At 69.7% G+C, this 18446-nt stretch carries 19 protein-coding genes; 8 read left to right on the top strand and 11 right to left on the bottom strand.

All coding sequences use genetic code 11. The annotated features are described in order from the left end of the window. The 6 genes from DI269_RS05520 to DI269_RS05495 form a co-directional block, all read left to right on the top strand. Nucleotides 1-1715: ABC transporter substrate-binding protein (locus DI269_RS05520; RefSeq protein WP_198667178.1), on the top strand; the 1715-nt coding region annotated here is incomplete at its 5' end. A gap of 145 nt (nucleotides 1716-1860) precedes the next feature. Further along, nucleotides 1861-3603 carry an ABC transporter substrate-binding protein gene (locus DI269_RS05515; protein WP_408612268.1) on the top strand — a complete coding sequence of 581 codons (1743 nt, stop codon included), beginning with the start codon at nucleotides 1861-1863 and terminating at the stop codon, nucleotides 3601-3603. A gap of 21 nt (nucleotides 3604-3624) precedes the next feature. After that, complete coding sequence (locus DI269_RS05510) at nucleotides 3625-4632, top strand: ABC transporter permease (protein ID WP_112134113.1); 1008 nt, start codon at nucleotides 3625-3627, stop codon at nucleotides 4630-4632. Then, nucleotides 4629-5591 carry an ABC transporter permease gene (locus DI269_RS05505; RefSeq protein WP_112134112.1) on the top strand — a complete coding sequence of 321 codons (963 nt, stop codon included), beginning with the start codon at nucleotides 4629-4631 and terminating at the stop codon, nucleotides 5589-5591. The genes DI269_RS05510 and DI269_RS05505 overlap by 4 nt, the downstream gene beginning before the upstream one ends. Next, a complete protein-coding gene (locus DI269_RS05500; protein WP_112134111.1) occupies nucleotides 5591-6670 on the top strand; it encodes an ABC transporter ATP-binding protein in 1080 nt (359 codons plus the stop codon). The genes DI269_RS05505 and DI269_RS05500 overlap by 1 nt, the downstream gene beginning before the upstream one ends. Beyond that, complete coding sequence (locus tag DI269_RS05495; RefSeq protein ID WP_112134110.1) at nucleotides 6667-7692, top strand: ABC transporter ATP-binding protein; 1026 nt, start codon at nucleotides 6667-6669, stop codon at nucleotides 7690-7692. The genes DI269_RS05500 and DI269_RS05495 overlap by 4 nt, the downstream gene beginning before the upstream one ends. A gap of 77 nt (nucleotides 7693-7769) precedes the next feature. Here DI269_RS05495 and DI269_RS05490 read toward each other — a convergent pair whose 3' ends face one another. From DI269_RS05490 to DI269_RS05465, 6 genes are all read right to left on the bottom strand, one after another. Beyond that, entirely contained in the window at nucleotides 7770-8228 is a 459-nt protein-coding gene (locus DI269_RS05490; RefSeq protein ID WP_112134109.1) for a hypothetical protein, read from the bottom strand. Nucleotides 8229-8242: 14 nt separating this feature from the next. Next, complete coding sequence (locus DI269_RS05485) at nucleotides 8243-8773, bottom strand: EndoU domain-containing protein (protein WP_112134108.1); 531 nt, start codon at nucleotides 8771-8773, stop codon at nucleotides 8243-8245. A gap of 12 nt (nucleotides 8774-8785) precedes the next feature. Further along, nucleotides 8786-9277 (bottom strand): WXG100-like domain-containing protein, encoded by a 492-nt coding sequence (locus DI269_RS05480; RefSeq protein ID WP_112134107.1) that lies wholly within the window; start codon nucleotides 9275-9277, stop codon nucleotides 8786-8788. Further along, nucleotides 9277-9606: a hypothetical protein gene (locus DI269_RS05475; protein ID WP_112134106.1), complete on the bottom strand. Its 330-nt coding sequence runs from the start codon at nucleotides 9604-9606 to the stop codon at nucleotides 9277-9279. Before DI269_RS05475 ends, DI269_RS05480 begins: the two co-directional genes overlap by 1 nt. Next, on the bottom strand, nucleotides 9603-10031 hold the full coding sequence (locus DI269_RS05470) for a YbaB/EbfC family nucleoid-associated protein (RefSeq protein WP_112134105.1): 429 nt from the start codon (nucleotides 10029-10031) through the stop codon (nucleotides 9603-9605). The genes DI269_RS05475 and DI269_RS05470 overlap by 4 nt, the downstream gene beginning before the upstream one ends. Nucleotides 10032-10126: 95 nt before the next feature. Continuing rightward, nucleotides 10127-11359, bottom strand: coding sequence for a metal-dependent hydrolase family protein (locus tag DI269_RS05465; RefSeq protein ID WP_112134104.1), 1233 nt, complete (start codon nucleotides 11357-11359; stop codon nucleotides 10127-10129). Nucleotides 11360-11491: 132 nt separating this feature from the next. On the opposite strand from DI269_RS05465, the gene DI269_RS05460 reads away from it, so the two are divergent. Beyond that, nucleotides 11492-11980, top strand: coding sequence for a cupin domain-containing protein (locus tag DI269_RS05460; RefSeq protein WP_112134116.1), 489 nt, complete (start codon nucleotides 11492-11494; stop codon nucleotides 11978-11980). Nucleotides 11981-12035: 55 nt separating this feature from the next. Here DI269_RS05460 and sucD read toward each other — a convergent pair whose 3' ends face one another. The 5 genes from sucD to DI269_RS05435 form a co-directional block, all read right to left on the bottom strand. After that, nucleotides 12036-12923, bottom strand: a complete 888-nt coding sequence (gene sucD / locus DI269_RS05455) for a succinate--CoA ligase subunit alpha (protein ID WP_112134103.1) — start codon at nucleotides 12921-12923, stop codon at nucleotides 12036-12038. Nucleotides 12924-12928: 5 nt separating this feature from the next. Beyond that, nucleotides 12929-14107: an ADP-forming succinate--CoA ligase subunit beta gene (gene sucC, locus DI269_RS05450; RefSeq protein WP_112134102.1), complete on the bottom strand. Its 1179-nt coding sequence runs from the start codon at nucleotides 14105-14107 to the stop codon at nucleotides 12929-12931. Between the two features lie 684 nt (nucleotides 14108-14791). Continuing rightward, nucleotides 14792-15223, bottom strand: a complete 432-nt coding sequence (locus DI269_RS05445) for a cobalamin B12-binding domain-containing protein (protein ID WP_112134101.1) — start codon at nucleotides 15221-15223, stop codon at nucleotides 14792-14794. 115 nt (nucleotides 15224-15338) lie between these two features. Then, entirely contained in the window at nucleotides 15339-16382 is a 1044-nt protein-coding gene (locus DI269_RS05440; protein WP_112134100.1) for a hypothetical protein, read from the bottom strand. 153 nt (nucleotides 16383-16535) lie between these two features. After that, nucleotides 16536-16922: a MarR family winged helix-turn-helix transcriptional regulator gene (locus tag DI269_RS05435; protein WP_112134099.1), complete on the bottom strand. Its 387-nt coding sequence runs from the start codon at nucleotides 16920-16922 to the stop codon at nucleotides 16536-16538. A gap of 86 nt (nucleotides 16923-17008) precedes the next feature. Between DI269_RS05435 and DI269_RS05430 the strand changes: the two genes are divergently transcribed. After that, nucleotides 17009-18446 (top strand): MFS transporter (locus DI269_RS05430; RefSeq protein WP_112134115.1); only part of this gene is annotated, 1438 nt, incomplete at its 3' end.

Below are 18446 nucleotides of genomic sequence, written 5' to 3'. Positions count from 1 at the left end.
GGCGCGCCGTCGGCGCGGCCGCCGCGGCCGTCCTGGGCCTGTCCGCGCTCGCCGCCTGCGGCTCCGACGGCGGCAGTGCCGAAGAGGCGCAGAGCGCCGAGGACTTCGACTTCTCCTGCCCCGAGCGCACCGACGGCGCCCCCGAAGCGGACGCCGCCGCGAACGAGTCGACCCCGTTCGTCTTCGGCACCCCCGGCGATCCCTCCACGATGGACCCGGTGTTCGCCCGCGACGGCGAGACCTTCCGCGTCACCAACCAGGTCTACGAGTCGCTGCTCGACGTCGACTGCACCACCCCGTCCCCGGGCCTCGCCGAGTCCTGGGAGCAGAACGAGGACGGCACGCAGTGGACCTTCCACCTCCGCGAAGGCGTCGTCTTCCACGACGGCGCGGCCCTCGACGGCGCCGCCGTCTGCGCCAACTTCGACCGCTGGGCGAACTTCAAGGGCGGCTACCAGTCCCCGAACTTCACCTACTACTACTCCGCGGCCTTCGGCGGCTTCGCCGAGAACGACCCGGCCATCGGCATCGAGACCGAGTCCATCTACGAGGGCTGCGAGGCCGACGGCCTGACCGCGACGATCAGCCTGAGCCGCTACACCTCCAGCTTCCCCGGCGTCTTCACCCTCCGGGCCCTCGCCATCGTCAGCCCGAAGTCGATCGAGGCGGTCGCCGACGTGGCCGTCGACGGCGCCGAGGACCCCCTGCCCGCCTACACGCAGGAGGTCGGCGTCCTCGCCGGGACCGGCCCGTACGAGCTCACCGAATGGGACCACGCGGCAGGCGCGGTCACCCTGACCCGCAACGAGAGTTACTGGGGCGACAAGGCCGGGGTCAAGACCCTGATCTTCAGCACCATCCCCGACGAGACCGCCCGCCGCCAGGCCCTGGAGGCCGGCGACATCCAGGGCTACGACCTGGCCGCGCCCGCCGACGTCCAGCCGCTCCTCGACGCCGGGTTCCAGGTCCCCACCCGCGGCGTCTTCAACGTCCTCTACATGGCGTTCCAGCAGGAGTACGCGCCCCTCGACGACCACCGGGTCCGCGAGGCGCTCGCGCACGCGGTCGACCGGCAGCGCCTGGTCGACTCGATCCTGCCGCCCGGCGGCTCCGTCGCGACCCAGTTCATCCCGCCGAGCCTCGAAGGCTGGTCCGAGGACGTCGCCCGGTTCGACTACGACACCGACAAGTCGAAGGACCTGCTCGCCGAAGCCGGAGCCGAGGACCTGACACTGACCTTCTGCTACCCGACCGACGTGACCCGCCCGTACATGCCCGCCCCGAAGGACATCTTCGACATGATCACCTCCGACCTGGAGGCCGCGGGCGTCACCGTCGAGGCGAAGCCGATCACCTGGGTCGACTACCTGACCGCCACGCGCGCAGGCGAATGCCCGGTCTACATCATCGGCTGGACCGGCGACTACGCCGACCCGAACAACTTCCTCGGGAACTGGTTCGCCAGGGAGAGCAGCGAGTGGGGCTTCACCGACCAGGAGGTCTTCGACGCCGTCGCAGCCGCGAACACCGAGCCGGACGCCGCGAAGCGCACCGAACTGTGGCAGACCGCGAACGAGCTGATCATGGACGAGCTCCCCGGACTGCCGCTGTCCTCGTCGCCGCCGTCGATCGCGTTCGCGCCCAACGTGTACCCGCCGGACGTCTCGCCGATGACCCGCGAGGACTTCTCCCAGGTCTACTTCACCGCCGCCTAGCACGGAGGGCGATGGTTTCGACCACTTCGGTAACAATAGCCGTCGATCGAATCACGGTTCAATAACGCTTAACGGTGGCGTAACTCACGACGCCATACTCTGTAGAAACCTCCGAATACCCAACGACCGACGGGTGAGACTACCTATGCGCACGTCCCCAACCCCAGTCAGGCGCGCCCTCGCCGCAGCGGCAGGCGCCGCCATGGCAGTGGGCCTGTTCACTGCCTGCGGATCCGACGGCGACACCGGCGGCGACGCCGACACCGCCGAGGACTTCGACTTCTCCTGCCCGGAGCGGACCGACGGCGATCCCCAGATCGACGAGGCGGCCAACGAGTCGCAGCCGTTCGTCTTCGGGACCCCCGGCGACCCCACCAGCCTGGACCCGATCCTCGCCTCCGACGGCGAGACCTTCCGCGTCAACCGCCAGGTCTTCGACACGCTCCTGGACGCCGACTGCACCGACACCGTGCCGGGCCTCGCCGAGTCGTTCGAGCAGAACGAGGAAGGGACGGAGTGGACGTTCCACCTGCGTGAAGGCGTGACCTTCCACGACGGGGCCGCACTCGACGGCGCCGCGGTCTGCGCGAACTTCGACCGGTGGGCGAACTTCAAGGGCGGCTTCCAGTCCCCGAACTTCACCTACTACTACTCGTCGGTCTTCGGCGGCTTCGCCGAGAACGACCCGGCGATGGGCGTCGAGGCCGAGTCGATCTTCGAGGGCTGCGAGGCCGACGGCCTGACCGCGACCATCAAGATCAGCCACTACACGTCGAGCTTCCCGGGCGCGTTCACGCTCGAATCGCTGTCGATCATCAGCCCGGACTCGATCGCGGCCGTCGCCGACGTCGAGATCCCCGCGGCCGACTCGCCGCTGCCGGAGTACACCCAGACCGTCGGCACCCTCGCCGGCACCGGGCCCTACAAGCTCCAGGACTGGAACCACAGCGAGCAGGAAGTCACCCTCGTCCGCAACGACGAGTACTGGGGCGAGCCCGCGCACGTCAAGACCATCATCTTCAAGACGATCTCGGACGAGACCGCCCGCCGCCAGGCCCTTGAGGCCGGCGACATCCACGGCTACGACCTCGCCGCCCCCGCCGACGCGCAGGCGCTCATCGACGCGGGCTACCAGGTCCCGATCCGCGGCGTCTTCAACCTGCTGTACCTCGCGTACACGCAGGGCCATGCGCCCCTTGAGGACCACGCGGTCCGCGAGGCGCTCTCCTACGCCGTCGACCGCCAGCGCATCGTCGACTCGGTGCTCCCCGCCGGCGGCATGGTCGCGACCCAGTTCATGCCCCCGAGCCTGGAGGGCTACTCGGAGGACGTCGCGACCTACGACTACGACACCGAGAAGGCCAAGGAGCTCCTCGCCGAAGCCGGCCAGGAGGACCTGACCCTCACGTTCTGCTACCCGACCGACGTGACCCGGCCGTACATGCCGGCGCCGAAGGACATCTTCGACATCATCGCGTCCGACCTGGAGGCCGCCGGCGTCACGGTCGAGGCCCGTCCGATCACCTGGGTCGAGTACATCCCGACCACCCGCTCCGGCGAGTGCCCGCTGTACCTGCTCGGCTGGACCGGCGACTTCGCCGACCCGTACAACTTCCTGGGCACGTGGTTCGCGGCCCCCTCGACCGAGTGGGGCTTCGACAACCAGGAGGTCTTCGACACGATCGCGGCCGCCAACACCGAGCCCGACGCGGCCGCCCGCGTCGACCTGTGGAAGACCGCGAACGAGACCGTGATGGAGGAGCTGCCGGGTCTGCCGATCTCGTCCTCGCCGCCGTCGATCGCCTTCGCCCCGAACGTGTACCCGCCGGACGTCTCCCCGCTGACGCGGGAGGACTTCTCGCAGGTCTCCTTCACCACCGGTTCGTAACCAGACAATTCACAGCGGAACATGCTGCGATACACCGTTAAGCGCCTCCTGCAACTGGCCGTGGCCCTCTTGGGACTCACTCTGCTGCTGTTCGCGTGGTTCAAGGCCCTCCCGGGCGGACCCGAGAACATGCTGCTCCCCGAGAACGCCACGGACCAGCAGCGGGAGGCGCTGCGGGCCTCCCTGGGGCTCGACGAGCCCATCTGGGCCCAGTACGCCGACTTCGTCGGACGGGCCGTCCGCCTCGACTTCGGCAGTTCGCTGTCGAGCGGGCGGCCCATCGCGACGGAGCTGGCCGACCGGCTGCCCGCCACCATCGAACTGTCGTTGGCCGCGATGCTCATCGCCGTCGGCCTCGGCATCCCGCTCGGCTACCTCGCGGCGAAGCGCCGCGGGACGTGGCTGGACTTCGCCGCCGTCTCCGGGTCGCTCCTGGGCACGTGCATCCCGATCTTCTTCCTCGCGGCCATGCTGAAGGTGGTGTTCGCGCAGGAGCTGGGTCTGCTGCCGACCACGTTCCGCCTCTCGGCCGGCTCGACCTATACGGAGGTCACGGGCCTGAGGGTCTTCGACGGGCTGATCACGGGCGAGTTCGACGTGGCGTGGGACGCGGTGGTGCACCTGGTGCTGCCCGCGATCGCGCTGTCGTCGATCCCGCTGGCGGTCATCGTGCGGATCACGCGCGCGAGCGTCCTCGACGTCGTCGGGGAGGACTACGTGCGGACCGCGGACGCCAAGGGCCTCAAGCCGTCGGTGATCCGCGGCCGGCACGTCATGCGCAACGCGATGCTGCCGATCGCGACGATCATCGGCCTGCTCCTGGGCAGCCTGTTCGCGGGCGCGGTGCTCACCGAGTCCGTGTTCTCCTTCGGCGGCATCGGGTCCTTCGTGTACCAGGCGACGACCGAGCGCGACTATCCGGCGCTCATGGGCTTCATCCTGGTGATCGCCGTGTTCTACGTGGTGATCAACCTGCTGGTGGACCTGTCCTACGGCCTCCTCGACCCGAGAGTGCGGGTGCGGTCATGACAATCGCCCGGATCGAAAAGCTCGACCGGCTCATCGAGGCGAGCGTCTCGGCCCGCGAGGCCCAGACCGGTTCGCTGCTGCGGCAGTCGCTGCGGCGGCTCAAGCGCTCGCCGATGGCCGTCACGGGCGGCGTCATCGTCGGCCTGTTCGTGGTGGTGGCGGTCCTGGGGCCGTTCATCGCCCCGTACGACCCGACCGCGCAGACCTGGGGCAAGGAGGTGTTCCTCAACCGGAACATCTTCCCGGGGCCGCGCGCGGAGAACTGGTTCGGCCTGGACCACCTGGGCCGGGACATGTTCTCGCGCATGATCGTCGGGGCCCGGCAGACGCTCCTGGTCGGCATCGTCGCGACGCTCATCGGCTTCGTCGCGGGCGCCGCGCTCGGCGGCGTGGCCGCCGCGGCGGGCACCTTCGGGGGCCGGTGGGGCGAGCGCGTCGAGGCCGTCATCATGCGGACCGTGGACGTCGCGCTGGCGATCCCGATGCTGCTGCTGGCGCTGAGCGTCGCGGCGCTGCTGGGGCCGTCGCTGAGCACCGTCATGATCGCGGTCGGGGTCGCGCAGATCCCGATCTTCGCGCGGCTGCTGCGCGGTTCGATGCTGGCGCAGGCGCACTCGGACTACGTGCTGGCCGCGATCTCCCTGGGCGTCCCCAAGGGCCGGATCGTGGTGTCGCACATCCTGCCGAACTCGCTAGGGCCGGTCATCGTCCAGGCCACGCTCGTGCTCGCGACCGCGATCATCGAGGCCGCGGCCCTGTCGTACCTGGGCCTGGGGAACCCGGACCCGGGCAGCCCGGAGTGGGGGACCATGCTCGCCGACGCGCAGCGGTTCCTCTCGGGCGCACCGCAGCTCGCGATCTACCCGGCGGTCGGCATCATCGTCACCGCCCTCGGCTTCACCCTCCTCGGCGAGGCCATGCGCGAATCGCTCGACCCGAGGCTGAGGAGGCAGGAGTAGTGGCACTGCTCGAAGTAGAGGACCTGCGGGTCGCGTTCGGCAACTCCACCGCCGTCGACGGCGTCTCCTTCACCGTGGAGGAGGGCAAGATCGTCGGCCTGGTCGGCGAGTCCGGGTGCGGCAAGTCCGTCACCAGCCTCGCCGTCATGGGCCTGCTGCCGAAGGGGCGCGGTCCCAAGCGCTCGAAGCAGCCGGTCCAGGTCGCCGCGGCCGAGCCCGCCGGCGGCGTTGTCAAGGCCGCCGTCGCCGCACCGCAGGCCGTCCCCGCGACCGGCGGTCGCTCCAGGGGCGGCGGCGCCGACGTCAGCGGGCGGGCCGTCTTCGACGGCACCGACCTGTTGACGCTCACGCCGTCGGCGATGCGCCGGCGCCGCGGCAAGGACATCGCCATGGTCTTCCAGGACCCGCTGTCGAGCCTCAATCCGGTCGTACCCGTAGGCAGGCAGATCACGGAGGTCCTGGAGCGCCACCGGGGCCTCAAGGGCGCCAAGGCGAACCAGGAGGCCGCGAACCTCCTGGACCGGGTCGGCATCCCCGACCCGACGCGGCGCCTCAAGGAGTACCCGCACCAGCTCTCGGGCGGCATGCGCCAGCGCGTGCTCATCGCGATCGCGGTCGCGTGCGCTCCGAGGCTCCTGATCGCCGACGAGCCGACGACCGCGCTCGACGTGACGATCCAGGCGCAGATCCTGGAGCTGCTCAAGGACCTCGTCGACCACGAGGGCACCGCGCTGCTCATGATCACGCACGACCTCGGGGTCGTGGCGGGCATGTGCGACTCGGTGAACGTGCTCTACTCGGGGCGCGTGGTCGAGTCGGCGCCGGTGCGGGAGCTGTTCGCGCGGCCCACGCACCCTTACACGATCGGGCTGCTCGGGTCGATCCCGAAGCTGGACCTGCCGATCCACGAGCCGCTGACGCCGATCCGCGGCTCGATCGCCGACGTCATCCGCTGGCGGGACGGCTGCGCGTTCGCGCCCCGGTGCGACCGCGTCGCCGAGGCGTGCGTCGAGGGCGAGCCCGCGCTGGTCGGGTCGCTGCACGCCCACCGCTGCGTCCTGGCCGAGGAGATCGCATGAGCACTGAGCCGCAAGACGAAGCACCGCAGGCGCAATCGCCTGACGCGGGGCCCGCGCTGCTCGAAGTCGAGGACCTGAAGGTGCACTTCCCGATCCGCCGCGGCGTGGTCGTGGAGCGCACGGTCGGGGCCGTCCGCGCCGTGGACGGCGTGGGTCTGAAGGTCCCGCAGGGCGGCACGTACGGCCTGGTGGGCGAGTCCGGTTGCGGCAAGACCACCTTCGGGCGGGCCGTGCTGCGGCTGGAGGAGCCGACTGCCGGCCGGGTGACCCTCGGCGGCGACGACGTGACGGCCCTCAAGGGCGAGAAGCTGCGGAAGTTCCGCTCCCGCATGCAGATGGTCTTCCAGGACCCGCTCGGCTCGCTCAACCCGCGCCACAACGTGGACATGCTCCTGTCGGAGCCGCTCAAGGTCCACGGCGTCGGCTCGAAGGAGGAGCGCCGCAAGCTCGCGATCGAGACCCTCGACGCGGTCGGCCTGCCCAAGACCGTGCTGGAGCGCTTCCCGCACGAGTTCTCGGGCGGCCAGCGCCAGCGCCTCGGCATCGCGCGGGCGCTCATGCTGCGCCCGGACCTGATCGTGTGCGACGAGCCGGTCTCCGCGCTCGACGTGTCGATCCAGGCGCAGGTGATGAACCTGCTCGACGAGCTCCAGGACGAGTTCGGGCTCACCTACCTGGTGATCGCGCACGACCTCGCCGTGGTCCGGCACCTGTCGGACCGGGTCGGGGTCATGTACCTGGGCAAGCTGGTCGAGGAGGCCGACTCCGAGTCGATCTACGAGAACCCGCAGCACCCGTACACGAAGGCCCTGCTTTCCGCGGTGCCGCAACCGGACCCGGAGAAGGAGGCCACCCGCGAGCGCATCATCCTCAAGGGCGACCTGCCGTCCCCGGCCAACCCGCCCTCGGGCTGCCGCTTCCGCACCCGCTGCCCCTGGGCGCAGGACATCTGCGCCGAGGTGGAGCCGGAGTGGCGCGAGACCGAAGCCGGGCACAAGGTGGCCTGCCACTTCGATCTTTGATCGAACGAGGGCGCAGCGATCTCTGATCGAACGCCGAAGGCGCGGAAGGCGAATGCCTTCCGCGCCTTTCGCGTTCGCTATTCGGCGACCTGCGCCGGGATGCCGAGCCGCCCCCGGTACGGGTGGCGCCGTTCCCAAGTGGCCTCCCACAGGTGCAGTGCGGCGTCGATGCGGGAGAGGTCGGGCCGGTAGACCTGGACCGTGCCCGGCGAGAGCGGCCTCGCGAACAGCAGCACCGCCCACTCCTCAAGGGCCTTGAGCGCGGCCTCGAACGGCACTTCGGCGCGGCGGTCGTCGAGGAACAGGTGCTGGATGCGGACGGTCGGCTTCTCGATCACGGCCTGGTGGACCTCGGCCGAGTAGACCTCGCGGGCTGAGCGGCCCGTCGCGACGTCGTCGAACATCTGGAGCGCGTCGAGGCACCGCGCGAAGCTGTAGTTGACGTCCAGTTTCAGGAATGCGCCGAATTCGACGTAGCGCTTGTCCTCGCCGTATTCGACGTCGATCGAGCCCGTCTCGTCCAGACCGATTCGCATTGCATCCCTTTCGATCACTGCTCGAAGCTCGGATAACCGTGCCCGATGTCGCCGGTTTTCGGATCGTACCAGCCGCTGATCTTCACGACCTGGCCGTTCGAGTCGGTATAACTGCCGCTCCAAGTACCGTCGTCGGCATTCTTCCTGGCGCCTTCGAACGCCTCCGACGTTGCCCGGTCGACCTTGTCGGCGGGCCAGTCGTCGGGGAAGAACGCGCTGGTGCCGTCGCCCTGCTTCGGGATGTACTCGGGCGGCGGGCTGCCGTTCTTGAACTCGACCTTCCCCGAATAGGTGCCGTTCGGGTGCTTGTCGGTCATGTCGGTGGTGCGGCGGCCGTCGTGGTCTTGGCCGCCGGGACGGTGGTGGTAGCCCGAACCGTAGCGCTCACCGGTGTTGCGGTCGGTCTTGATCTCGCCGCGCTGCTGGTGGTTGAGCTCCCGGCCGCGCATTTGGCTGCCACGTCCAGGGCGAGCCTTGAACTTGTCGAGGAACTTCGCGGCCAGCTTGACGGGGTTCGCGCCGCCGGACGGCTTCTTCTTCGCCATGGGTGAGGGTTCCTATGCGACGAGTTTGAAGGCGGCCTCTTGGAGGAGGTTGCCGACGACGGTGCGGGCGAGCTGCTGGAAGATCGGGATCTGGACCAGTGAGGCGCCGAAGGTGACGGCGGCCTGGGCGATGGCCATGGCGATCTGGACCGCCAGGATCACCAGCTGCACGATCACCATGATCTTCAAGCACAGCACGATGATCGAGCAGATGATGAGGCCGACGCCCGCGACCATCGCGCCGACCGCGCCGTTCTCGATGACCTTCCGGGGGCTGTCCTCGCCCTCCCACCAGGTCTTGAACGCCTCGATGTCCTCGCCGGCCTGGTCGGTCCACGCCTGCGCGGAGGCGGTCGCGGCCGCGGTGCCGACACCGCTGAGGTCGCCGCTGAAGTCCATCCACGAGTTGCCGAAGTTCATGAGGTGGGCCTCGTCGGACTGGGGGTAGTCGTAGCCGAGCATCCCCAGGAACTCGATCAGCCCGGAAGGCAGGTTCAGTCCCATCAGGCACCGCCCGAGCCGGGGGTGAGCCCGGAGAAGATCTGCGCGATCGCCTCGTCGTTGGCGAGGTGCTGGGCGGCGAAGTCGCGCACGTCGTACCCGGCGTCGGCGATCCCTTGGGCCGCTTCCTGGAAGCACTCCTTCGCCCATTCGAAGATCTCGGTGTGGGCCTGCTCGATGAGGCCGCCGATCTCGTCCGAACCGCATGCGGCGGTGACGCCTTCGATGCTGGAGGAGAACCGGTCCACGGCCGAGAAGAAGCTCTCGGCGACCGCTTCGAGGGCCTGGCCGGCCCCGTCGAGCCCGTCCGGGTCGATCTGCACGGTGCTCACCTGCCGGTCCCCTTCGCGTCGGAGGCGGCCTGGACGATCCGCTGCTGGGACTCGACCAGGCTGTTCATGAACGAGCCGAGCTGCTTGACCGACTGCTGCTGGATGGCCTCGACCTGCTCGGTCAGCGCCGCGAGGTCGACGGCCCCGGGCATGCCAGCCTGCTCGCGGGCGGCGTCGAGGGCCGCGTTGACGCCCGTGGTGATCTCCTCGCTCAGGTACTCCCTGCTGAGGCGCACCGCCCGCGGGTCGATGATGTCCACTTTGACCTTCCCGGCGAGAGTCGAGGAGACCCTGATCATGCCTTCGGCCGCTTCGACCTCGACGGTCTGGGCGCCGGCCTCGTCCTGCGCGCGCTGGCCGTCGCGCGCGACCTGGAGCGCCTTCTCGATGGCGTCGGCGATGCCGGAGGGATCGGGTGTGCTCATGCGCGGTCCTCTGGGAGTCGTACTGGGGTGCTTCGAAAGTTACCAGTGCGTCGCAAGCGGTCGGTCCGCTCGGGTGCAGGTGCGGGCCGGTGGCCTCAGGCGAGTGTGCCGTGTTTCACGTCGCCGCCCTGCATGACGAGCTTCAGGTTCTTCCCGGGGTCGGCGAGGACCGCGATGTCGGCGAGGGGGTCGCCGTCGACCACGAGGAGGTCCGCGGCCGCGCCGGGGGCGACCTGCCCGAGGCGCCCCTCTTCGCCGAGCAGCCTTGCGGCCGTGACGGTGGCGGACCGGATGACGTCGGCGGCGGGGATGATCGCGCCGCGGATCGTGAACTCGTCCAACTGGTTCCGGCGCATGCCGCCGAGCAGGTCCGACCCGTAGCAGAGGTTCACGCCGGCGCCGTGGGCCAGTTCGAGCGCCTTGAGGCCGGCGTCGAGGACGAGTTCGTTCTTGGCGAGGTTCGCCGCCGAGAGGCCGTACGCGGCCCCTTCGATCGCCATCCGGTGGTAGGTCACCAAGGTGGGCACCAGGAACGCGTCGTGCTTAAGGAACAGCTCCACACTGGACTCGTCGAGGAGGTTGCCGTGCTCGATCGACCGCACGCCCGCCTCCAGGCCCCGGTTGATGGCCCGCGCGGTGTAGGCGTGCCCGGCGACGTACCGGTTGGCGGCCTCGGCCTCGTCGACGATCGCGCGGATCTCGTCGAGGGAGAACTGGGTCGAGTCGATCCGGTCGGTCGGCGAGGCGACGCCGCCCGACAGCATGATCTTGACGTGGTGCGCGCCGGTGCGCAGCTGCTCGCGGGCGGCCTTGCGCACGCCGTCGACCCCGTCGCACACCAGCCCCAGGTCCGGGCAGCACTGGTGGTCGTCGCTCACGCTGCGCCCCCTCGGGCGCATGTCGACGTGCCCGCCGGTCTGCGACAGCGCCTTGCCGCCGAAGAAGATCCGCGGCCCGTCGATGAGCCCCTCGGCGACGGCGTCGTGGATGCCGAAGTCGGCCCCGCCGGGGTCCCGCACCGTGGTGAACCCGCGGTGGAGCATCTCCCGCAGCTCGATCGAGGCCTTGACGGCGACGTACGCGGGTGACTGGTCGCCCAGGCCCGCCAGGTCCGCGGTGTGGGCGTTGACGTGCACGTGGCAGTCGATGAGCCCCGGCATGAGCGTCTTACCGCCGAGGTCCACGGCCGCGGCGCCCTCCGGGGCCGCCACGTCCGGCCCGACCGCGGCGATCTCCCCGCCGCGCACCAGCACCCGCTGCCCCGGCGCGATCGCCCCGGCCGCGGTGTCCAGCACCGACGCGTTCTCGAACAGCACGGTCTCGCTCATTCCCCGGTCCCTTCGGTCCGCCGCACGCTTGCCGTGCGGCTAGTACCACCCCAATATGCCGGATGGCCCTGACGGGTCCGGAGGTAGGCTCGGCTCGCGGCCGTGCGCGGCCGCGAGACCGAGGAGCACGACATGTCCTACCCAGAACCGCGGTACTTCGGCGACGACGGCGAGATGAGCGCCCAGTTCCGGCCCGCTTCGGCCCCGGCCGACATCCTCTTCGCGAACGGCGGCACCGCCGACTACCTCGCGACCGGCGCGACCACGAACGGACAGTTCGGCCTCTACCAGTGGAACTTCAGCGGGCCCCGTTCCGGGCCCGACCCGCACTTCCACCGCACCATCTCGGAGTCCTTCTACATCCTCTCCGGGACCGTCCGGATCTTCAACGGCGCCAAGTGGGTCGACCACGAGCCCGGCGACTTCGTGCACGTCCCCGAGGGTGGCGTCCACGGCTTCCGCAACGAGTCCGGCGAGCCCGCCTCGATGCTGCTGATGTTCCACCCCGGCGCCCCGCGCGAGGAGTACTTCGAGGGCCTGCTGACCATCGGGCAGCTCACCGACGAGGAGCGCCAGGCGTTCTACGCCCGCCACGACAACTTCTGGATCGAGGAGTCGTAGGCGCGGAGAAGGGGCCGGGCTGCATCGCAGCCCGGCCCCTTTCGCTTTGCCCCGCTTAGAGGTTCTCGACGACCTCGCGCATGAGGCGGGCGGTCTCGGACGGGGTCTTCCCGACCTTGACGCCGGCGGCCTCAAGGGCCTCCTTCTTCGACTCCGCGGTGCCGGCCGAGCCCGAGATGATGGCGCCGGCGTGGCCCATCGTCTTGCCCTCGGGCGCGGTGAAGCCCGCGATGTAGCCGACGACCGGCTTGGTCACGTGGTTCTTGATGTACTCGGCCGCGCGCTCCTCGGCGTCGCCGCCGATCTCGCCGATCATGACGATCGCCTTGGTCTCGGGGTCCTCTTCGAACGCCTTGAGGCAGTCGATGTGGGTGGTCCCGATGACCGGGTCGCCGCCGATGCCGACGGAGGTCGAGAAGCCGATGTCGCGCAGCTCGTACATGAGCTGGTAGGTCAGCGTGCCCGACTTGGAGACGAGGCCGATGGGGCCGGTCCCGGTGATGTCGGCGGGGGTGATGCCCGCGTTCGACTTGCCGGGGCTGGCGATGCCGGGGCAGTTCGGGCCCACGATGCGGGTCTTGTTGCCCTTGGACTCGGCGTAGTTCCAGAAGGTCACGGAGTCGTGCACCGGGATGCCCTCGGTGATGACGATGACCAGCTCGATCTCGGCGTCGATGGCCTCGACCACGGCGGCCTTGGAGAACGCCGGGGGCACGAACACGACGGAGGTGTTCGCACCGGTCTCGGCGATGGCCTCCTGCACGGAGGCGAACACCGGGAGGCTGACGCCGTCGACGTCGACCTTGGTGCCGGCCTTGCGCGGGTTCACGCCGCCGACGATCTCGGTGCCGGCCTTGAGCATGCGGCGGGTGTGCTTCATGCCCTCGGAGCCGGTCATGCCCTGGACGATGACCTTCGAGGTCTCGTTGAGGAAGATTGCCATGTTGCCTAGGCCCCCTTGTGTGCGAGCTCGGCGGCCTTGTCGGCTGCGGCGTCCATGGTCTCGACCACGGTGATGAGCGGGTGGTTCGCGTCGGCGAGGATCTGGCGACCCGCCTCGGCGTTGTTGCCGTCGATGCGGGCGACGAGCGGCTTGGTGACGTCCTCGCCGCGGTCGGCGAGCGTCTGGAGGGCGCCGAGGATGCCGCGGGCGACCTCGTCGCAGGCGGTGATGCCGCCGAAGATGTTCACGAACACGCTCTTGACCTGCGGGTCCGACAGGACCACTTCGAGGCCGTTCGCCATGACCGCGGCCGAGGCGCCGCCGCCGATGTCGAGGAAGTTCGCGGGCTTGACGCCGCCGTGGTTCTCCCCGGCGTACGACACGACGTCGAGGGTGGACATGACGAGGCCGGCGCCGTTGCCGATGATGCCGACGGAGCCGTCGAGCTTCACGTAGTTGAGGCCGGAGTCCTTGGCGCGCTGCTCCAGCGGGTCGACCGAGGACTTGTCCTCAAACTCGGCGTTGTCGGGGTGGCGGAAGTCCGCGTTCTCGTCGAGGGTGACCTTCGCGTCGAGCGCGAGGACCCGGCCCTCGGGCGTGCGCACGAGCGGGTTCACCTCGACGAGGGTCGCGTCCTCGGCGACGAAGGCGCCCCAGAGCTTCACGAACACGTCCACGAGCTGGTCGCGGAGGTCCTCGGGGAAGCCGGCCTGGGTGACGATGCCGTCCGCGATCTCCGGGGTGACGCCGACGCCGGCGTCGATCGGGAGCTTCACGACCTTCTCGGGGGCGGTGTGGGCGACCTCTTCGATCTCCATGCCGCCGGCGGTCGACGCGATGCACAGGAAGGTGCGGTTCGCGCGGTCCAGCAGGTACGAGAAGTAGTACTCCTCGTCGATGTCGGCGGTCACCGTCAGCATGACCTTCTCGACGGTGTGGCCCTTGATGTCCATGCCCAGGATGTTCGTCGCGTGGGTGTTCACCTCGTCCACGGTGTCGGCGAGCTTGACGCCGCCGGCCTTGCCGCGTCCGCCGACCTTCACCTGCGCTTTGACGACCACCCGGTCGCCGAGGCGCTCGGCGAGCTCCACGGCCTCCTGTGTGGTGGTGGCGACGCCGCCGTCCAGAACCGGCACTCCGTGCCGGGCGAACAGTGCGCGGCCCTGGTATTCGTACAGATCCACTGTAGAGTCCGCTCCACTAGCTAGTCTTCTTTGACCGGACGGCCTGGGGCTCCCCGCCCGGGCCCGGGCGGGCCGCGGTCTCGGCGAACCGGGTCCGGCGGACGGGGGAGCAGGTACAGGTGCCCGTTATCGCAGGGTAACCCCGCGCGGACGGCGGGGCCTTACGGCGGGCGGCAGGTGTGACGAGGTCGAGGATTTCACGGTCACGCGCAGGGGCCGGTGAGGTCGAGCGGCCCCCGGGGACGGGTGTGTCGGGGTGGGGAACCCCCCGGTTTCAACGATGCCAGGCGGGTGCGACATCCGCGGCGGGGCGGGTCCGGGACCGGCGTGCGCGGCGGGGAAAGAGGCGGGGACCGGACGCACCCCTCAGGCGTCCGGTCCCCTTAGCGGGAACCAAGCCCACCCCTCAATGGCTTGATTCCCTTAGGCACGATGCCCTATCGCCACCCCTCAATCGACAGGGCATCGGCAGCTTGTGGCACAGCTCAATAACCCGGCACTTGCGGAAGTGAACTCCCGGTGAAGCGGCTGCGTTATTGTCCGGCGGCCTTTCGGCCGACTGCTGATGCGTCTTCGGCGGCTTTGCTTCCGCGTCCGACACTTATAAGAACGAGGGCCGCGGGACCCGGTTACGGTCTCCTCGAAGAATTTTTTGCCCTGGGCGTTTTCGCAGGTAAAGGCCGGTTACACGGCCGCGGGGCTGCCCTGATCGGGTGAGGGCACGTGGCCGCGGACCCATTCGGCGATGGCCTGGGTCGAGGCGCCGGGGCCGAATATCTGCGCCACTCCGGCTTCGCGCAACTGCGCGGCGTCCTCGTCGGGAATGATGCCGCCGCCGAATACGACGATGTCGCGGGCGTCGTTCTCTTCGAGGAGCTTCAGCACCCGCGGGAAGAGGGTCATGTGGGCGCCGGAGAGGATGCTCAGGCCGATCGCGTCGGCGTCCTCGGCGAGGGCGGTGGCGACGACCTGCTCGGGGGAGTTGTGCAGGCCGGTGTAGATGACCTCCATGCCCGCGTCCCGCAGCGCCCGCGCCACGACCTTCGCCCCGCGGTCGTGGCCGTCGAGCCCGACCTTCGCCACGACCACGCGGATGGGCGCGCCGGATGCAGACATAGGTGTACCTCCTCGTACAGAGGCCGCGGCGCCGTCGTCGCTCGTGGCGATCGATGGCGCCGCGGCCTGTTCACATACGGGTGAGCTTAGTCGCGACCGGCGGGGGTTGGAAGTCCTACTGGCCGTAGGGCGGCTGCGGCGGCTGCTGCTGGCCCGGCTGCTGGTAGCCGGGGGGCGGCGGCGGGTAGCCGGGCTGCTGGCCCTGCGGCTGCCCGTAGCCGGGCGGCGGCTGCTGCTGGTAGGCGCCGGGCTGGCCGTACCCGGGCTGCTGGCCGTACCCGGCCGGCGGGTAGCCGGCGGGCGCGGTCGGCGGGCCCTTGATGTACGCCTTGGCCTGCTCGTCCTTGAGGTAGATGAAGGACGCGTAGCCGAGCGCGCCGGCCATGAGGAGGCTCTGGAGGAGCAGGATCGCCCCGAGCCCGCCGAACAGCGCGAACGCGCCGAATGAGCTGAGCAGCGAGATGATCGAGAACCCGGCGCCGACCATGACCAGGATGATGCCGGTCAGGCGCAGGCCGGGCGAGGTGATCTTGCCCTGCGGCAGGGCCCAGCCGTACCAGCCCCACGCGGCGGCGAACAGGATGCCGAAGACGGCGCTGCCGACGTAGAAGCCGCCGAGCGTGGCGAAGACGAGGATGTTGCCCAGGAGGCCCACGCCCGCGGCGATGAGCACCATCAGGCCGATGCGCTTGATGCCCTCAGGCGCGGCGCCGGCCGGGCCGGTGGCCTGCGGCTGCGGGAAGCCCGCCTGCGGCGGGGGCGGCGGGTAGGCGCCGGGCTGCTGGCCCTGCGGCTGGCCGTACTGCTGCGGGCCGGTCTGCGGGAACTGCCCGGACCCGAGCGGGTTCGGCGCCGGCGGGGGCGTGCCCGCGGGCTGGAACCCGGTCTGGGAGCCGCCGGACTGCGGCATGACGGTGGTCTCGGCGTACGGGGCGCCGGGCGGGTCGGCCGGGCCGGTCGGGTTGCCGAGCGGGGAGGGGGGCGGAGGCGGCGTGCCCTGCTGGACGTCGGCGCGCGAGATCTTCATGGTGCGGTCGAGGCCGGACTCGTCCCCTTCGGGGGCCGGAGCCGCGGGCGGCGGCGGGGAGCCGGCGCCGGGCTTCAGCTTGAAGGTGCCGCCGTCCTCGTCGTCGGGTCGGTCGTTCTCTGGGGGAGTCATGACATCCACTCTCCATGCCGGATCGGTTGTGACTGCTCTCCACCTCACCTTACCGACCGTCACGGCGCAAGGGGGTATGCCGTCCGAAAGCGCCCATGAGCACAAGCGCCCCAACGGCTTGACAACAGCAACTCCGGTGAGCGGTAACCCCGTTCAGGCGAAGTGGCGCACCAGCACGGCCCGGTAGGTCGGCTCGGCCGCCTCGAAGCGGTCCACGCCCGCCGGGGTGATCATGAGGAAGTTCGCCCGGCGGTCGAAGTCGCAGGTCGCCCGGGTGACCAGGCCGTCCTTCTCCAGGCGGGTGACGGTGCGCGAGAGGGCGCTCTGGCTGAGGTACATCTCGCCTTCGAGCTCCTTCATCTTCGCCTTCCCGCCGCCCTTGAGGCAGCTGCGGGAGAGGATCTTGAGCACCTCGAACTCGCTCAGGCCCAGGTCGTGCCCGTCCTGAAGCTCGTTCTCGAGTTCGCACGATGTGTTGTGGTACACGCGCAGTGTTTCAGACCACTTCGTGCACACGCCTTCGTCTACTACGGCCTCCATGACCTGGAGATTACCATGTCAAGACATTTAATGTCCACGCATTTGATGCGTTGACATCCAATGCGCATGCATGTAAGTTTCTCCTCATGACGATCACCGAACCGAAACCGCAGGCCACCACCACTTCGAAGGATGTCGATACCCCCTCACATGCCCCGAGCCGATGGGGACCAAAGCTCTGGGCCGTCCTCTTCGTGGCCGGCCTCGCGATGTTCCTCGACGCGCTCGACGTCTCCATGGTCGGCGTCGCGCTCCCGTCGATCGGCGCGGAACTCGGCCTGGAGACCTCGTCGCTCCAGTGGATCGTCAACGGCTACATCCTCGGTTACGGCGGCCTGCTCCTCCTCGGCGGACGCATGGCCGACCTGCTGGGACGCCGCCAGGTCTTCCTCACCGCGCTCGTCGTCTTCGGCGCCGCGTCGCTGATCGGCGGCCTGGTCGAGCACGAGGGCCTCCTCATCGCCTCCCGCATCGTCAAGGGCGTGGCCGCCGCCTTCACCGCCCCGGCCGCCCTGTCGATCATCACCACCACCTTCAAGGAAGGCCACGACCGCAACAAGGCCCTGTCGATCTTCACGGTCTTCGGCGCCACCGGGTACGCCTCCGGCCTCATCGCCTCCGGCCTGCTCACCAGCGTCGACTGGCGCCTGACGTTCTTCGCGCCGGTCGCCGTGGTCGCCGCCGTCCTCGTCGCCGCGTTCGTCGTGGTCCCCAAGAACGCCGAGCGCGAGAAGGGGCACATCGACTTCCTCGGCGCCACCACCCTCACCGGCGGCATGCTCGCCGCGGTCTACACGATCGTCACGGTCCCCGAGACCGGCTTCACGCCGCTCGTCACCGCCACGACCGCGGCCGCGGTGGTCCTCCTCGGCGCGTTCTTCATCGTCGAGAACAAGGTCGCCCACCCGCTGGTGCGCCTGAGCATCTTCAAGGTCAAGTCGATCGTCCGCGCCAACCTGGCCGCGCTCGCGATCTTCGGCTCCTACATCAGCTTCCAGACGATCGTGTCCCTGTACCTCCAGAACACGCTCCAGTGGGAGCCGATCCAGATGGCGCTCGCGCTGGCCCCCGCCGGGGTCATCGTCGCGATCCTGTCGCCGCTCGCCGGCCGGTTCATCGACCGCTACGGCACCAAGTCGATGATCATCGCCGCGCTCGCCTCGTTCGTCCTCGGCTACTTGTGGTTCATCCTGCGCGGCGGCAACCCCGAGCCGAACTACTTCGCCGACTACCTGCCCTCGTTCCTGCTGCTGGGCCTCGGTTTCGCCATCGGCTTCTCCGCGGTCATGGTGCAGGCCACCGAAGGCATCTCGGACGACGAGCAGGGCCTGGCCTCCGGCCTGGTCCAGACCTCCGGCCAGATCGGCGGCGCGGTCGTCCTGGCGATCGTCACCGGCCTGATCTCCGGCGGCGTCGCCACCAACCTCGACCAGTACCGGCCCGGCCTCTACATGGTGACCGTGGTCGCGGTCATCGGCCTGCTCGCCAGCGCCACCGCGCTGCTGGGCCGCCGCGCCGCCGTCG

This window comes from Glycomyces dulcitolivorans, assembly GCF_003265355.1.
GTDB lineage: Bacteria > Actinomycetota > Actinomycetes > Mycobacteriales > Micromonosporaceae > Glycomyces > Glycomyces dulcitolivorans.
Note: the sequence above shows the minus strand (reverse complement) of the source record. Positions and strands in the feature narration are given on the sequence as shown.

What these genes read in the sequence shown, in the direction of transcription:
- DI269_RS05440 (WP_112134100.1), bottom strand. Translation starts at nt 16,382, where the DNA reads ATGACTCCCCCAGAGAACGACCGACCCGACGACGAGGACGGCGGCACC.
- DI269_RS05435 (WP_112134099.1), bottom strand. Translation starts at nt 16,922, where the DNA reads ATGGAGGCCGTAGTAGACGAAGGCGTGTGCACGAAGTGGTCTGAAACA.
- DI269_RS05515 (WP_408612268.1), top strand. Translation starts at nt 1,861, where the DNA reads ATGCGCACGTCCCCAACCCCAGTCAGGCGCGCCCTCGCCGCAGCGGCA.
- DI269_RS05460 (WP_112134116.1), top strand. Translation starts at nt 11,492, where the DNA reads ATGTCCTACCCAGAACCGCGGTACTTCGGCGACGACGGCGAGATGAGC.
- DI269_RS05510 (WP_112134113.1), top strand. Translation starts at nt 3,625, where the DNA reads ATGCTGCGATACACCGTTAAGCGCCTCCTGCAACTGGCCGTGGCCCTC.
- DI269_RS05470 (WP_112134105.1), bottom strand. Translation starts at nt 10,031, where the DNA reads ATGAGCACACCCGATCCCTCCGGCATCGCCGACGCCATCGAGAAGGCG.
- DI269_RS05495 (WP_112134110.1), top strand. Translation starts at nt 6,667, where the DNA reads ATGAGCACTGAGCCGCAAGACGAAGCACCGCAGGCGCAATCGCCTGAC.
- DI269_RS05505 (WP_112134112.1), top strand. Translation starts at nt 4,629, where the DNA reads ATGACAATCGCCCGGATCGAAAAGCTCGACCGGCTCATCGAGGCGAGC.
- DI269_RS05485 (WP_112134108.1), bottom strand. Translation starts at nt 8,773, where the DNA reads ATGGCGAAGAAGAAGCCGTCCGGCGGCGCGAACCCCGTCAAGCTGGCC.
- DI269_RS05465 (WP_112134104.1), bottom strand. Translation starts at nt 11,359, where the DNA reads ATGAGCGAGACCGTGCTGTTCGAGAACGCGTCGGTGCTGGACACCGCG.
- DI269_RS05480 (WP_112134107.1), bottom strand. Translation starts at nt 9,277, where the DNA reads ATGGGACTGAACCTGCCTTCCGGGCTGATCGAGTTCCTGGGGATGCTC.
- DI269_RS05445 (WP_112134101.1), bottom strand. Translation starts at nt 15,223, where the DNA reads ATGTCTGCATCCGGCGCGCCCATCCGCGTGGTCGTGGCGAAGGTCGGG.
- DI269_RS05490 (WP_112134109.1), bottom strand. Translation starts at nt 8,228, where the DNA reads ATGCGAATCGGTCTGGACGAGACGGGCTCGATCGACGTCGAATACGGC.
- sucD (WP_112134103.1), bottom strand. Translation starts at nt 12,923, where the DNA reads ATGGCAATCTTCCTCAACGAGACCTCGAAGGTCATCGTCCAGGGCATG.